Below are 13,388 nucleotides of genomic sequence, written 5' to 3'. Positions count from 1 at the left end.
TTGGCTGCCCGGGAGTGGGCGAGCCAAAAAGGTAGAGCCCGCTCAGGCGATGCCTGCGGTAGATAACGCAGCCTCTGGTCGCAACTTCAGCCTTTCACGCACACCACCTGGCGCAGGGTATGCACCACCTCGACCAACTCGCGCTGGGCCAGCATGACCGCGTCGATATCCTTGTAGGCCATCGGGATCTCGTCGATCACGTCCTTGTCCTTGCGGCACTCGACATGGGCCGTGGCGCGCCGCTGGTCATCGACGCTGAAGCGACTCTTGGCCTTGGTGCGACTCATCACCCGGCCTGCACCATGGCTGCACGAGCAGAACGATTCCTCGTTGCCCAGGCCGCGCACGATGAAACTCTTGGCGCCCATGGAGCCCGGGATGATGCCCAACTGCCCCTTCTGCGCCGACACCGCCCCTTTGCGCGTCACCAGCACTTCACGGCCGAAGTGTTGTTCCTTCTGCACATAGTTGTGGTGGCAGTTGACCGCCTCGAGGCTGGCCTCGAACGGTTTGCCCAGCACCTTGCGAGTGGCTGCCACTACCGCCTTCATCATCAGCTCGCGGTTGTGCCGGGCGAAATCCTGGGCCCACTCCACCGCCTCCACGTAGTCGGCGAAATGCCGGCTGCCCTCTTCGAAATAGGCCAGGTCCTTGTCCGGCAGATTGGCCAGATGCTGGCGCATGTCGGCCTGGGCCAGCTCGATGAACAGGTTGCCGATGGCATTGCCGACGCCCCGCGAGCCACTGTGCAACATGAACCAGACCCGGTCGGCCTCGTCCAGGCAGACCTCGATGAAGTGGTTGCCACCGCCCAGGGTGCCCAGGTGCTGGCGGTTATTGGTCTTTTCCAGCCGTGGATATTTGTCGGTGATGGCCTTGAAGCGCCCGGCCAGGCCTTGCCACTGCTGGTCGGCTTGCCTGGGCACGTTGTCCCAGGCGCCCTGGTCGCGGCGACCGAAGGTCTTGCCGTGGGGCACGGCCTGCTCGATGGCCGTACGCAGGCCGTGCAGGTTGTCCGGCAGGTCACGGGCATGCAGCGAGGTCCGCGCGGCGATCATGCCGCAGCCGATGTCCACCCCCACCGCCGCCGGGATGATCGCGCCTAGGGTGGGGATCACGCTGCCGATGGTCGAGCCCTTGCCCAGGTGCACGTCCGGCATCACCGCCAGGTGCTTGAAGATGAACGGCATCTGCGCCGTGTTGAGCAATTGTTTGCGGGCCTCGTCTTCGACCGGCACGCCGTCGGTCCACAGTTTGATCGGCTTGCCGCCGGCGCCTTGCAAGGTGTCCATGTCATCGCTTCCGCAGAGCTGTTGCCGCCATGATACCGCCGAAGGTCGTAGACCGGCCGCTTGCCAGCAAGGTGGCACAGTGCTGTATGCTTGCCCGGTCTTCAGGGCGGGGTGAAAGTCCCCACCGGCGGTAAATCGAAAGATGAGCCCGCGAGCGCCCCGGCCATGCCGGGGGTCAGCAGATCTGGTGCGACTCCAGAGCCGACGGTCATAGTCCGGATGAAAGAAGGCGTCAGGCAGGGGCCATCCGGGCGCCCCTGCGCGCGCATTTTGTTCGCCCCGAGACGTTCATCGATCATTCACGAGGAGCGTTTCATGTCCACCTTGCTCAACAAGCAATTCCCCAACGTCACTGCCGCCATCGCCGCCTTCCAGGCCGGGCGCCCGGTGCTGCTGCTCGACGACGACGACCGCGAGGACGAAGCCGATATCGTCGCCGCCGCCGAGAACCTTTCGCTGCAGACCATGGCCATGATGATCCGCGACTGCAGCGGCATCGTCTGCCTGTGCCTGGACGAAGCCACCGTCGACGCCCTGCAGCTGGCGCCTATGGTGCCGAACAACCAGGCCCGCCACGGTACCGGTTTCACCGTCACCATCGAGGCGGCCGAGGGCGTGAGCACCGGCGTCTCGGCACAGGACCGCATCACCACCATCGAAGCGGCGCTGCGCTCCACCGCGCAGCAGCGGCATATCGTCAGCCCCGGCCACGTGTTCCCGCTGCGCGCCCGCGACGGCGGCGTGCTGACCCGCCGCGGCCACACCGAAGGCTCGGTGGACCTGGCGCGCCTGGCCGGCCTGCGCCCGGCGGCGGTGCTGTGCGAATTGATGAACCCCGATGGCAGCATGGCCCGGGGTGAGCAGGTAGCGGTGTATGCCCGGCAGTACAACCTGCCGGTGCTGACCATCGAGGAGCTGGCGCGCTATCGCCAAGCCATGCTGGCGCTTGAGACCGAGCCGGCCTGACCTTTGTCGGGGGCGCTTTGCGCCCCTATCGCCGGCAAGCCGGCTCCCACAGGGATAGCGCATAGCTTGGGTTTATACGGTCGGGGTGGGAGCCGGCTTGCCGGCGATAGGGCCTGAAGCTCAACGCAGCCCCAACGGCCCCTTCAAGAACGCATACAACCCCGCCGCACTCTTGCGATAGCCGTCAGCCGTCAGGTGCACCAGGTCTGGCCGCGCCAGCCCATTGGCCTGCCAACCGGCAATCGAGCACGGCCCGCCCATGAACGCCTGCCAGTCCCAGAACAGCGCCTTGTGCCGCTGTGCCAGTTGCTTCTGAATGCGGATCACCGACGCCAGCGGCTGTGGTTGACGCGCCGCGCAACTGCCCGCCTTGCGCCGCTTGATAGAGTCCGGCGGCCCGACCAGCAGGATCGCTGCCTGCGGCAGGTCCTTGCGCAGGCTGCGCAGCGTCGCCTCCAGCTGCGACTGGTACAGCCCCAGGTCGAGCGTGTCGTCGAAGGCCTCGTTGGTGCCATAGGCCAGGATCACCAGGTCCGGTCGCACAGCCTTGAGGCTGTCCAGCCAACCCGGCTGCCACTTGTCCACCACCTCCTGGCGGGCACCATTGATGCCCAGCGCCGAGTAGATCACCCCGGCATTCTTCTGCCCCTGCAGGTACCAGCCGCCCAACGCGATGTTGCCCCCGCCCTCCACGCCCAGTTGCAGCGGCAGGCCGAGATTGGCGAAGGCCGGGCTGAAGCGCCACTGCCCGTTGGTGATGGCCAAAGGGCGACGCTGGCCGCCGTTGGCCAGCACCGTGGCATTGCCGGTGGACTGGTACAGCGCCGAAACCTTGTAGCGCTGGCGGTCTTCATCGCGCGCCTGCAACAGCACGCTGGAGCGGTTGGCCTGCGGCAGCGACAGGTAACCGCCAAGCGGGAACTGACTGCTTTGCTGGTTGCGTGCCGACACCAGTTGCCACTGGCGCGCCTCGCTCTTGATGATCACCCGGTCATTGCGGATACCCGGCACCGACGAGGCCGGCACCAGGCCGATACCGCCATCGCCGTATTGCGCCTGCAGCAGGCGGCGCAGCTCACCGCTGAACAGGTCGGCGGCGGTGTGCGAATCGCCCAGCTGGACGATGCCAACCGGCGCGCGGCCGGCATTGCGCAACTTGCCGGCGAGCAGGCCAACATTGCCGTCCTGGCGCACAACGGGCGCGGCTGCCGGCCGTGCGGCGGGCTGGGTGGCCACGCTGTTGGCGCCGGTGCTGCACGCAGGTACGGCGCTGATCAGCAGGGCCAGGCCCAGCAAGTGATGCCATTGGCGCATCTTAGTGTCCTGTAACGGTCAGGCCTGGCAAGCTGATCAGCGACAGTACCTGTGCGGCGATCATCTTCTGGCCCGTGATGGTGAAATGAATGCCGTCATCGACCCGCACCTTGACCCGCTTGCCCTCGGGCGTCAGCACCGTCGCGGCGAACCCGTCGTCGGTATAGCCCAGGATCGGGTTGGCCGACACATAGTGCTGGCCGTACAGCGCAGTCTGCTGCTGGTACAGGTCGCTCAGGTAGCCCATGGCCGTGGACAGCCGCGGCTTCTCCATGTTCGGCGGCCCGACCCACAGCACCTGCACGTTGTGCGCACGGGCCTGGTCGAGGATCGAGTCGATACGTGCACGATAGGCCACTTCCCACTCCGGCGACTTGAAGCGCAGGAACGGCTTACCCTTGCCCTGGGGCATGTCCCAGGGGTCGTTGGGGCCGAGGAACACCACCATCAGGCGGATGTTCGGCTCGTGGGCGAGGGTCTCGGCCACGGTTTTCGGCCAGTTGAAGAAGCCCGGGTAGGCAAGGCCGGTACTCTGCTTGCTGAGGTTGACCGTGCGGATCTGGTAGCGCTTGCGCAGGCTGTTGGCCAGGTGCGGGGCCACGCCCTGCATCAGCGAGTCGCCGACCAGCAGTACGTCGTCGCCGGCGGCCAGGGAAACCACGGTGCCAGGTTGCAGCAAGGTCGGGGCTGGTGCCGCCGGCGGTGCTGCAACGGCCACCTGGGGCGGCAGGGCATGCTGGGGTGCAGGCGCAGGCAAGGCCACTGGCGTCGCCGGCAAGGGCTGGGCCAGCGCCGCCGGTGTTTCCAGGTTGACCGTGACCACCGGCATCGGCGCGGGCAGCACCTCGGGCAATGGGCCTGCGACCTGCTGCTGCGCCTCTTGCAGTTGCGCGATGACGCTGTCGCGGCCCTGCTCCAGCGCCGCCGTCAGTTGCGCCCCGAAGCGCCAGGCCGGCAGTTGGCCGAGCAGCGGGATCTCGCAGCTCTGGTGGTACTTCTGCTGGCAGTACAGCCTGATCGAGTCCTGGTTCAGCCAGAACAACAAGGCGGTCGTGACCACGATCGCGTACAACGCACGGGCCGCGCCCATCTGCACCTGAAACAGCTGTTTGCTATCAGAAGCTTGCATAGATGAACCCCGGCACACCCGATTGCGAAGCGAAAATCACCAGCGACACGCCAATCCCCAACGGCACGGGGTAAAGCTGCCAGGGCAGCCGCTGGCTGGCGGCAAAGCCCTTGCGCAGCACTGCCAGCCACTGTGGATAAGTGGCGATGTACAGCACGCAGGCCAGCAGCATCAGGCCGGTGGCGCTGTTGAGCCCGGCCAGGCTCAGTTGGGCGATGTCGCCGAGCATCTCGACGGCGCCGTCCAGCGTCGGGCTGCGGAAGAAGATCCAGGCAAAAGCCACGTAGTGGAAGGTCATCAGGCGTGCCAGCAGGCCAGCGCCCGGCATCTGCGCAAAGCCTGGCAGCAGCTGGCTGAACAGCTTCGAGAGGGCAAGGCCAACCCCGTGCAGCGCGCCCCACAGGATGAAGTTGATGCTGGCGCCATGCCACAGCCCGGAAACCAGCATCGCCAGCAGCATGTTCAGGTTGCCGCGCCACACGCCCTTGCGGTTACCGCCCAGCGGGATATAGACGTAGTCGCGGATGAAACGCGACAGGCTGATGTGCCAGCGCCCCCAGAACTCCTTGAGGTTGTGCGCGGCATAAGGTGCGTTGAAGTTCTCCGGCAGGCGGAACCCCAGCAGCAAGGCGATGCCGGTGACCAGGTTGGTGTAGCCGCTGAAGTTGAAGTAGATCAGCAGGCTGTAGCCGTACACGCTCAGCAGCACCTGCTCGGGGGTGAAGCTGCCCGGGGTTTCGAACACCGGGTCGACCCACTCGCTGCCCAGCCAGGCGCTGAGGAAGAACAGCTTGACCACCGCCAGCGCGATCAGCCCCAGTGCCCGCTGCGGCTCCAGTACCTGGCGCATGCCCTGCGGGCGGATCTGCGGCAGCATGTGCAGGGCGCGGTTGACCGGGCCGGCCACAAGGCTGGGGAAGAACGCCAGGTACAGGGCCAGGTCCAGCGCCGTGGCCGGCGCCAGTTCGCGACGGTTGATCGATACCAGGTAGCTGACCGAATGGAAGGTGTAGAACGACAGGCCGATGGGCACCAGCAGTTCCAGCAACGGCAGCGACACGTCCAGCCCGGCCGCCGCCAGCGCGGCTTGCACGCCTTCGACGAAGAATGCCTGGTACTTGAACAGGTAGAAGCAGCCCAGCACCAAGGTCAGCAGCAGCACGCCGCAGAACCGGCGCCCGGGGTAGCGCCCGACCAGCAGCCCAAGCAGGTACACCAGTGCGCTGTAGCCCAGCAGGATGTACAGCGAGTTCAGGCTGAAACTCGCCACCAGGCCATAGCTTGCCGCCAGTAGCAGGAGGTTCTGTAGCCGTGCACTCCAGCACAGGCTCCAGTAGACAATGAAGAACAGCGTGAAGCAGAGGCCGAATTCGATCGAAAGGAAGCTCACAACGTAGTCCGTTACGTGACATCAAAGGGGGGTGCCAGCCCGCGGGCCAGAGGGCGCGGAGTATGGCAGAGGGCCAACCCCCTCACAATCTGAAAACGACTGGATTTGCAAGACATCCGCACCGGCACAAATGCTACAAAATAAGACCAAAGCCTTGCTGATTTGCTCCCCCTGCCCCGCTCTGCTAGTGTCGCGCCGTTCTGAATACCACCGAGACAGTCGCCATGGCCCGCAAAAAAGCCTCCATCGATTTCGAACAGTCCCTCGCCGACCTGCAAGCCCTGGTCGAGCGCCTGGAGAACGGTGAATTGTCGCTGGAAGAGTCGCTGGCCGCCTTCGAACAAGGCATCGCCCTGACCCGTGACTGCCAGGGCGCCCTGGCCCAGGCCGAGCAAAAGGTGCAGATCCTGCTGGAACGTGACGGCGAGCTGGCTGCCCAGCCGTTCGACGCGGAGCCAGAAGCATGATCGGCGGTTACCAGGCCAGCGCCCAGGAGCGGGTCGACGCCGCACTGGAAACGCTGTTCAAGGCCCCCTCCAAAGAACTCGAGCGCCTGTACGCCGCCATGCGCTACAGCGTGATGAACGGTGGCAAGCGCGTGCGCCCGCTGCTCGCCTACGCCGCCTGCGAGGCCCTGGGCGCGCCGGCCGAACAGGCCAACGGTGCGGCCTGCGCGGTGGAACTGATCCACGCCTACTCGCTGGTGCATGACGACCTGCCGGCAATGGACGACGACGACCTGCGTCGCGGCCAACCGACCACCCACAAAGCCTTCGACGAAGCCTGCGCCATCCTCGCCGGCGACGGCCTGCAAAGCCTGGCGTTCAGCGCCCTGCTCGACCCGGCGCTGAGCCCCCAGGCCGACAGCATCCGTCTGCAGATGGTCCAGGCCCTGGCCAAGGCCGCGGGCCCCGCCGGCATGGTCGGCGGCCAGGCCATCGACCTTGGCTCGGTGGGCGTCAAGCTCGACCAGCAGGCCCTGGAGTACATGCACCGGCACAAGACCGGCGCGCTGATCGAAGCCAGCGTGCGCCTCGGCGCCCTGGCCAGCGCCCGCGCCGAACAGGCCCAGCTCGACGCCCTGCAGACTTATGCACAGGCCATCGGCCTGGCCTTCCAGGTGCAGGACGACATCCTCGATGTGGAGAGCGACACCGCCACCCTGGGCAAACGCCAGGGCGCCGACATCGCCCGCCACAAACCGACCTACCCGGCGCTGCTCGGGCTGGACGCCGCCAAGGCCTATGCCCTGGAACTGCGCGACCAGGCGCTGGGCGCCCTCGCCGGCTTCGGTGACAGCGCCGAGCCGCTGCGGGCCCTGGCCCGCTATATCGTCGAACGCCGTCATTGAACCTTGACGCCTCCCCCTGTGGGAGCGGGTTTACCCGCGAATGCGGTAGTTGATGCAACATCGCATTCGCGGGTAAACCCGCTCCCACAGAGGGCGTAGGCCCCCGCTTGAATGGGCAGCTTTTCCCACAATGGGGTAAACTGCCGCGTCTTCAAACCTATAACGACTCGCCTGATGCCCACGACGTTTCAAGAGATCCCCCGCGAACGCCCGGTCACGCCGTTGCTCGACCGCGCCGACACGCCTGCTGGCCTGCGCCGGCTGGCCGAAGCCGACCTCGAGCCTTTGGCCGACGAGCTGCGCCAGGAACTGCTCTATACCGTGGGGCAGACCGGCGGGCATTTCGGTGCCGGCCTGGGCGTCATCGAGCTGACCATCGCCCTGCACTACGTCTTCGACACCCCGGATGACCGGCTGGTGTGGGACGTCGGTCACCAGGCCTACCCGCACAAGATCCTCACCGGCCGGCGCAACCGCATGTTGTCGCTGCGCCAGAAGGACGGCATCGCCGCTTTCCCGCGCCGTAGCGAGAGCGAGTACGACACCTTTGGCGTCGGTCACTCCAGCACCTCGATCAGCGCCGCGCTGGGCATGGCCATCGCCGCCCGCCTGCAGAACGATCCGCGCAAATCCATCGCGGTGATCGGCGATGGCGCACTGACCGCCGGCATGGCCTTCGAAGCGCTGAACCACGCGCAGGAAGTGAATGCCGACATGCTGGTCATTCTCAATGACAACGACATGTCGATCTCGCGCAACGTCGGCGGGCTGTCCAACTACCTGGCCAAGATTCTGTCCAGTCGCACCTACGCCAGCATGCGCGAGGGCAGCAAGAAAGTGCTGTCACGCCTGCCTGGCGCCTGGGAAATCGCCCGCCGCACCGAGGAATATGCCAAGGGCATGCTGGTGCCCGGCACCCTGTTCGAAGAGCTGGGCTGGAACTACATCGGCCCGATCGACGGCCACGACCTGCCGACCATGATCGCCACCCTGCGCAACATGCGTGACCTCAAGGGCCCGCAGTTCCTGCACGTGGTGACCAAAAAGGGCAAGGGCTTCGCCCCGGCCGAGGTCGACCCGATCGGCTACCACGCCATCACCAAGCTGGAGCCGGCCAACAAGCCGGTCGCGCCGAAAAAGCCGAGCGGGCCAAAGTACTCCGCAGTGTTCGGCCAGTGGCTGTGCGACATGGCCGCCGCCGACAACCGCCTGGTGGGCATCACCCCGGCGATGAAGGAAGGCTCGGACCTGGTCGACTTCAGCGAACGCTACCCCGAGCGCTACTTCGACGTGGCGATTGCCGAACAGCACGCGGTCACCCTGGCCGCCGGCATGGCCTGCGAAGGTGCAAAGCCAGTAGTGGCGATCTACTCCACCTTCCTGCAGCGCGCCTATGACCAACTGATCCACGACGTGGCGGTGCAGGACCTCGACGTGCTGTTCGCCATCGACCGCGCCGGCCTGGTCGGCGAGGACGGCCCGACCCACGCCGGGGCCTACGACCTGTCGTACCTGCGCTGCATCCCCGGGATGCTGGTAATGACCCCGAGCGACGAGAACGAGCTGCGCAAGATGCTCAGCACCGGCCACCACTACAAGGGCCCGGCGGCTGTGCGCTACCCGCGTGGCACCGGCCCGAACGCGCCGATCAGCGGCGACCTCGAGCCCCTGGAGATCGGCAAGGGCGTGGTCCGCCGCCGGGGCAGCAAGGTCGCCCTGCTGGTGTTCGGCGTGCAACTGAGCGAAGCCCTGCAGGTCGCCGAAGAGATCGACGCCACCGTGGTCGACATGCGCTTCGTCAAACCGCTGGACGAAGCCCTGGTGCTGGAAATGGCCGCTGGCCATGAGCTGCTGGTGACCGTCGAAGAAAACGCCATCATGGGCGGTGCCGGCGCTGCCGTGGGTGAGTTCCTCGCCCGCGAGGCGGTGGTCAAGCCGCTGCTGCACCTGGGCCTGCCGGACATCTATGTCGAGCATGCAAAGCCTGCGCAGATGCTCGCCGAGTGCGGGCTGGATGCCGCCGGGATCGAGGCTGCCGTCAAAGCCCGAATGGCCAAGCTCGGCCTGTAAGACCCTATCGCGGGGCAAGTCCGCTCCCACGGAGACTGCGTGGGAGCGGCGGTGCGCCGATGCGACTTGCCCCGCGATTTCAATTGAACTGCCCATGAAGATCTCTACGCTTTCCCTGCTCTGCCTCCCTGCCGCCGCCCTGGCCGCCGAACCCTCCCGCGACGACGCCCTCAAGCTCCCCGACGTACTGATCAGCGCCAGCCGTCAGGTCGAATCGCGCAGCGCCACCAGCGCCGCCAACACGGTGTTCACCCGCAGCGACATCGACCGCCTGCAACCCACCAGCGTCAGCGACCTGCTCACCCGCGTGCCCGGCGTGCAAGTAGCTCCAACCGGCGGCCGTGGCAGCCTGCCCGGCATCTTCATCCGTGGCACCAAGGCCGCGCAGACGCTGGTGCTGGTCGATGGCGTGCGCATCGCCAACGCCACCTCCGGCGACAGCGGCCTGCAGTTTCTCGACGTCGATCAGATAGAACGGGTGGAAGTGCTGCGCGGCTCGCGTTCGGCGGTGTACGGCAGCGACGCCATCGGCGGGGTGATCCAGATCTTCACCCGCCGTGGCGACGGCCAGGGCCTGCAGCCCCGCCTGCGCCTGGCGGCCGGCAGCAACCAGGCCTGGCAACGCAGCCTGGGCCTGTCCGGCGGCGATGGCGACACCCGTTTCAACCTGGGCGCCAGCCTGGACGAGACCGCCGGGCTCGATTCGACCGGCCCGTCATTCGCCAGCGACGGCGACCATGATGCCTACCGCGACCGCTCGCTGAACCTGAGCCTGAGCCACGTGCTCAACGAACGCTTCGAGGCCGGGCTGAACCTGCTCGACAGCCGCGGGCGCAGCGAATATGACAACCCGTTCGGCCGCTTCGACCCGGCCACCTTCAAGAGCTTCGGCCAGAAGCCCTATACCGACTTCACCGTCAGCAGCCTCGGCACCTACCTGGACACCCAGCTCAACGACGCCTGGCATTCACGCCTGGAGCTGGGCCACAGCGAAAATCGTGACGACAAGCGCGACAAGCTCAGCAACGAACGCCAGGTGTTCAACACCTACCGCGACCAGGTCACCTGGCAGAACGATTTCACCCTGGATGCACGCAACAACCTGCTGCTCGGCGGCGACTGGTACCAGGACCGGGTGCATGCCAGCACCGACTTCGACGAGGACAGCCGCTGGAACCGCGCGATCTTCGCCCAGCATCGCTACACGGGTGAATGGTTCTCCACCGAGCTGGGGCTGCGTCGCGACCAGAACCAGCAGTTCGGCGGCCAGAACACCTGGAGCGCCAGCCTCACCCTGCCCGTCAACGCCAGCAACGACCTGCTGCTGTCCTACAGCGAGGGGTTCCGCGCGCCGACCTTCAACGACCTGTACTACCCGCAGTACAGCAACCCGAACCTGGACCCTGAGCGCTCGAAGAGCTACGAGCTGCAATGGCGTAGCCAGCTGACCGCCGACAGCCGCCTGGAAGCCTCGCTGTACCGCACCGACCTGCGCGACGCGATCATCTTCGGCGCCGACTCGATCCCACGCAACGTAGCCTCGGCCCGCATCAATGGCTTCGAACTGGGGCTGCAGCAGCAATGGGGCGAGTGGCACAGCCAGCTCGGCCTGGCGCTGATCGACCCGCGCGACCGTGACAGCGGCCACACCCTGGCCCGCCGCGCCCGGCGCACGCTGAGCCTGGACCTTGATCGGCAGTTCGAGCGTTTCAGCCTGGGCGGTAGCTGGCAGGCCGTCAGCGGCAGCTACGACGACGAAGCCAACCGCAATAGCCTGGGTGGCTACGGCCTGCTCGGCCTGCGCGGCGGCTGGTCGGCGACGGATGAGGTAAAGCTGGAGCTCAAGCTCGACAACCTGCTGGACAAAGAGTACAGCCGCGCCCTGTACAGCTTCGACGCCAGCCCGTACGGCTACCGCGAAGAGGGTCGAACCTGGCTGCTCAGCGTCACCTGGACACCGGCGCTGTAGCGTCCAGCAAGGCACACAAGCGTGCCGTGGCCTCGATCATCTGCCCGCTGGGCCGCTCCAGGCCCTTGTCCGGCACCACCAGCAGGTAGCCAGCGGCCACGGCGCTCAGCTTCGGCCAGCTACGCCAGCTGGCCAGTTGCGCCGGGTCGCCAGCGAGGATCACCTGCGGGTCACGCAGCAGTACCGACTCCAGGCTGACCTGTGGCGCCGGCTGCGTGAGGTCATCGAACACATTGCGCGCCCCGCAGACCCGCAACGCATCGCTGACCACCTGCCGCCCACCCAAGGTGTACAGGGGCTTGTCCCACACCTGGTAGAACACCCGCAACGGCGTCTGGCGCCGGTAGCGTTCGCGCAGGCCGTTCAGCCGTTCACGCAGGCCGGCCGCGTACACGCGCCCCTGCTCGTCACGCCCCAGGCGCTGGGCGATGGCTTCAATCTGGGTGATCAACTGGTCGAGGTCGCCGGGCTCGGCGCTGAAGGTGGCGATGCCCAGGCGTCGCAGCTGGTCGCGCTGCGCAGGCGCCACGCTGCCGGGCCAGAGCAGCAGCAGGTCGGGTTTGAGGCTGAGCAGCCGCTCCATGTCCAGTTGCCCGTGGCGCCCCACCGAAGGTAGATCCTGCAGCGACGCCGGGCGTTCACCGCCATCGAGCAGGCCGACCAGCAGGTCCTGTGCCTGCAACTCGACGACGATCTCGGTCATGGACGGCGCCAGGCTGACCACCCGCGGCGCAGCCTCGGCCAGGGCGCCGAAGCTCAGCAGTGCAAACAGGACGAGCAGCGCCCGCATCAGCCGAGCTGGCGCGGAATGCGGTAGAGGTACAACAGCACCACGGTGGAAATCGCCAGGAGAATCTGCGGCACCGCCTCCAGCCCGACCAGCACCGACAAGGCGGCGACCCAGGCCGGGAAGCAGGCATACAGCATGGCCAGGCGCCGCACCCGCGCCAACTCGATCCAGGCGGCCGGCTCCTCGGCACTGCCGAGGAGCTTGTCGGTGGCGATCAGCGTGCGCTTGTAGGCGCCAAAGCGCGGCAGGCTGAGGAACATGGTGGCTGCACCGGCGATGAACAGCGGCATGGCCAGCACCGGGATCAGCGGCTCGCCGCCACCGAAAGCCCAGGCCATCACCGGCAACGGCACCAGGCCGACCGCCAGGTACTGCCACCAGGCCAGCGCCAGGCGCCGCTTCACCTCGCCACGGGTCACGCCTGCGGCACCTCGCCCTGGTGCTTGTTGCCCATCATGTGGCCCAGCTTGTCGGCCTTGGTGGCCAGGTACAGGCGGTTGTGCGGGTTGTGGCCAGTGTGCAGCGGCACGCGCTCGGCGACCTTGATGTGCATGTCGGTCAGGGCTTTGACCTTGCGCGGGTTGTTGGTCATCAAGCGCAGCGCGCTGACGCCCAGGTGCTCGAGCATCGGCAGGCACATGGCGTAGTCACGCTGGTCGGCGGCGAAGCCCAGGCGCTCGTTGGCCTCGACGGTGTCGGCGCCGCCGTCCTGCAGCTCGTAGGCGCGGATCTTGTTCAGCAGGCCAATGCCACGGCCTTCCTGGCGCAGGTACAGCAGCACGCCACGGCCTTCGCGGGCGATGGCCTGCAGCGCGGCGTCCAGCTGTGAACCGCAGTCGCAACGCTGGCTGAACAGCGCATCGCCGGTCAGGCACTCGGAGTGCAGCCGCCCCAACACCGGCTCGCCGTCGGCAATGTCACCCAGGCTGAGCACCACGTGCTCACGGCCGGTGGCTTCGTCGAGGAAACCATGCATGGTGAAAATCGCGTAGGGGGTCGGGAGTTTGCAAGCGGCGACAAAGACGACGGGCACGTTGTGCTCCTGGGAAGTGGGAAATTTCAGTTGGGCCGATTGTATCAGCAGCCCGGCGCGGGTGCGCAGGCTGAATATCGCCGC

12 protein-coding genes and 1 riboswitch are annotated in these 13,388 nt (G+C 66.7%); of the genes, 5 read left to right on the top strand and 7 right to left on the bottom strand.

What is annotated here, in order from left to right; genetic code table 11:
• Nucleotides 1–86 precede the first annotated feature (86 nt).
• Nucleotides 87–1,292, bottom strand: coding sequence for an RtcB family protein (locus LOY51_RS03180; protein ID WP_258644405.1), 1,206 nt, complete (start codon nt 1,290–1,292; stop codon nt 87–89).
• 93 nt (nt 1,293–1,385) lie between these two features.
• Nucleotides 1,386–1,527, top strand: a riboswitch (FMN riboswitch).
• Nucleotides 1,528–1,607: 80 nt separating this feature from the next.
• On the opposite strand from LOY51_RS03180, the gene ribB reads away from it, so the two are divergent.
• Complete coding sequence (ribB, locus tag LOY51_RS03175) at nt 1,608–2,258, top strand: 3,4-dihydroxy-2-butanone-4-phosphate synthase (RefSeq protein ID WP_258644403.1); 651 nt, start codon at nt 1,608–1,610, stop codon at nt 2,256–2,258.
• A 120-nt stretch (nt 2,259–2,378) separates the two neighbouring features.
• On the opposite strand, the gene LOY51_RS03170 is transcribed toward ribB, so the two are convergent.
• The 3 genes from LOY51_RS03170 to LOY51_RS03160 are packed head-to-tail and all read right to left on the bottom strand — an operon-like array spanning nt 2,379 to nt 6,091.
• Nucleotides 2,379–3,572, bottom strand: a complete 1,194-nt coding sequence (locus LOY51_RS03170) for an SGNH/GDSL hydrolase family protein (protein WP_258644396.1) — start codon at nt 3,570–3,572, stop codon at nt 2,379–2,381.
• A gap of 1 nt (nt 3,573) precedes the next feature.
• The gene (locus LOY51_RS03165; protein WP_258644394.1) at nt 3,574–4,701 is read right to left on the bottom strand and encodes an SGNH/GDSL hydrolase family protein; all 1,128 of its coding nucleotides are present in this window, start codon (nt 4,699–4,701) and stop codon (nt 3,574–3,576) included.
• Nucleotides 4,688–6,091, bottom strand: a complete 1,404-nt coding sequence (locus LOY51_RS03160; RefSeq protein ID WP_258644393.1) for an MBOAT family O-acyltransferase — start codon at nt 6,089–6,091, stop codon at nt 4,688–4,690. Before LOY51_RS03160 ends, LOY51_RS03165 begins: the two co-directional genes overlap by 14 nt.
• A 224-nt stretch (nt 6,092–6,315) precedes the next feature.
• Between LOY51_RS03160 and LOY51_RS03155 the strand changes: the two genes are divergently transcribed.
• The 4 genes from LOY51_RS03155 to LOY51_RS03140 all read left to right on the top strand — a co-directional run bounded on the left by LOY51_RS03155 (nt 6,316) and on the right by LOY51_RS03140 (nt 11,481).
• Nucleotides 6,316–6,558, top strand: coding sequence for an exodeoxyribonuclease VII small subunit (locus LOY51_RS03155; protein ID WP_011531978.1), 243 nt, complete (start codon nt 6,316–6,318; stop codon nt 6,556–6,558).
• Nucleotides 6,555–7,442, top strand: coding sequence for a (2E,6E)-farnesyl diphosphate synthase (ispA, locus tag LOY51_RS03150; protein WP_258644391.1), 888 nt, complete (start codon nt 6,555–6,557; stop codon nt 7,440–7,442). The genes LOY51_RS03155 and ispA overlap by 4 nt, the downstream gene beginning before the upstream one ends.
• Nucleotides 7,443–7,616: 174 nt before the next feature.
• Nucleotides 7,617–9,512, top strand: a complete 1,896-nt coding sequence (gene dxs, locus LOY51_RS03145) for a 1-deoxy-D-xylulose-5-phosphate synthase (protein ID WP_258644385.1) — start codon at nt 7,617–7,619, stop codon at nt 9,510–9,512.
• Nucleotides 9,513–9,606: 94 nt separating this feature from the next.
• Complete coding sequence (locus LOY51_RS03140) at nt 9,607–11,481, top strand: TonB-dependent receptor domain-containing protein (RefSeq protein WP_258644383.1); 1,875 nt, start codon at nt 9,607–9,609, stop codon at nt 11,479–11,481.
• Here LOY51_RS03140 and LOY51_RS03135 read toward each other — a convergent pair.
• The 3 genes from LOY51_RS03135 to ribA are packed head-to-tail and all read right to left on the bottom strand — an operon-like array spanning nt 11,459 to nt 13,304.
• On the bottom strand, nt 11,459–12,271 hold the full coding sequence (locus LOY51_RS03135; protein ID WP_258644377.1) for a cobalamin-binding protein: 813 nt from the start codon (nt 12,269–12,271) through the stop codon (nt 11,459–11,461). The two genes, LOY51_RS03140 and LOY51_RS03135, sit on opposite strands and share 23 nt — an antisense overlap.
• Nucleotides 12,271–12,690, bottom strand: a complete 420-nt coding sequence (locus LOY51_RS03130; RefSeq protein ID WP_258644375.1) for an MFS transporter — start codon at nt 12,688–12,690, stop codon at nt 12,271–12,273. The genes LOY51_RS03135 and LOY51_RS03130 overlap by 1 nt, the downstream gene beginning before the upstream one ends.
• Nucleotides 12,687–13,304 (bottom strand): GTP cyclohydrolase II, encoded by a 618-nt coding sequence (ribA, locus tag LOY51_RS03125; RefSeq protein ID WP_125462436.1) that lies wholly within the window; start codon nt 13,302–13,304, stop codon nt 12,687–12,689. Before ribA ends, LOY51_RS03130 begins: the two co-directional genes overlap by 4 nt.
• Nucleotides 13,305–13,388: the final 84 nt, after the last annotated feature.

Source organism: Pseudomonas sichuanensis, assembly GCF_024749065.1.
In the GTDB taxonomy this organism is placed as follows: Bacteria; Pseudomonadota; Gammaproteobacteria; order Pseudomonadales; family Pseudomonadaceae; genus Aquipseudomonas; species Aquipseudomonas sichuanensis.
The sequence above is the reverse complement of the archived record's forward strand: the minus strand, read 5'-3'. Positions and strand labels throughout refer to the sequence as shown.

Coding starts and splice junctions, on each gene's coding strand:
- LOY51_RS03180 (WP_258644405.1), bottom strand. CDS start 1,292: ATGGACACCTTGCAAGGCGCCGGCGGCAAGCCGATCAAACTGTGGACC.
- ribB (WP_258644403.1), top strand. CDS start 1,608: ATGTCCACCTTGCTCAACAAGCAATTCCCCAACGTCACTGCCGCCATC.
- LOY51_RS03170 (WP_258644396.1), bottom strand. CDS start 3,572: ATGCGCCAATGGCATCACTTGCTGGGCCTGGCCCTGCTGATCAGCGCC.
- LOY51_RS03165 (WP_258644394.1), bottom strand. CDS start 4,701: ATGCAAGCTTCTGATAGCAAACAGCTGTTTCAGGTGCAGATGGGCGCG.
- LOY51_RS03155 (WP_011531978.1), top strand. CDS start 6,316: ATGGCCCGCAAAAAAGCCTCCATCGATTTCGAACAGTCCCTCGCCGAC.
- ispA (WP_258644391.1), top strand. CDS start 6,555: ATGATCGGCGGTTACCAGGCCAGCGCCCAGGAGCGGGTCGACGCCGCA.
- dxs (WP_258644385.1), top strand. CDS start 7,617: ATGCCCACGACGTTTCAAGAGATCCCCCGCGAACGCCCGGTCACGCCG.
- LOY51_RS03140 (WP_258644383.1), top strand. CDS start 9,607: ATGAAGATCTCTACGCTTTCCCTGCTCTGCCTCCCTGCCGCCGCCCTG.
- LOY51_RS03135 (WP_258644377.1), bottom strand. CDS start 12,271: ATGCGGGCGCTGCTCGTCCTGTTTGCACTGCTGAGCTTCGGCGCCCTG.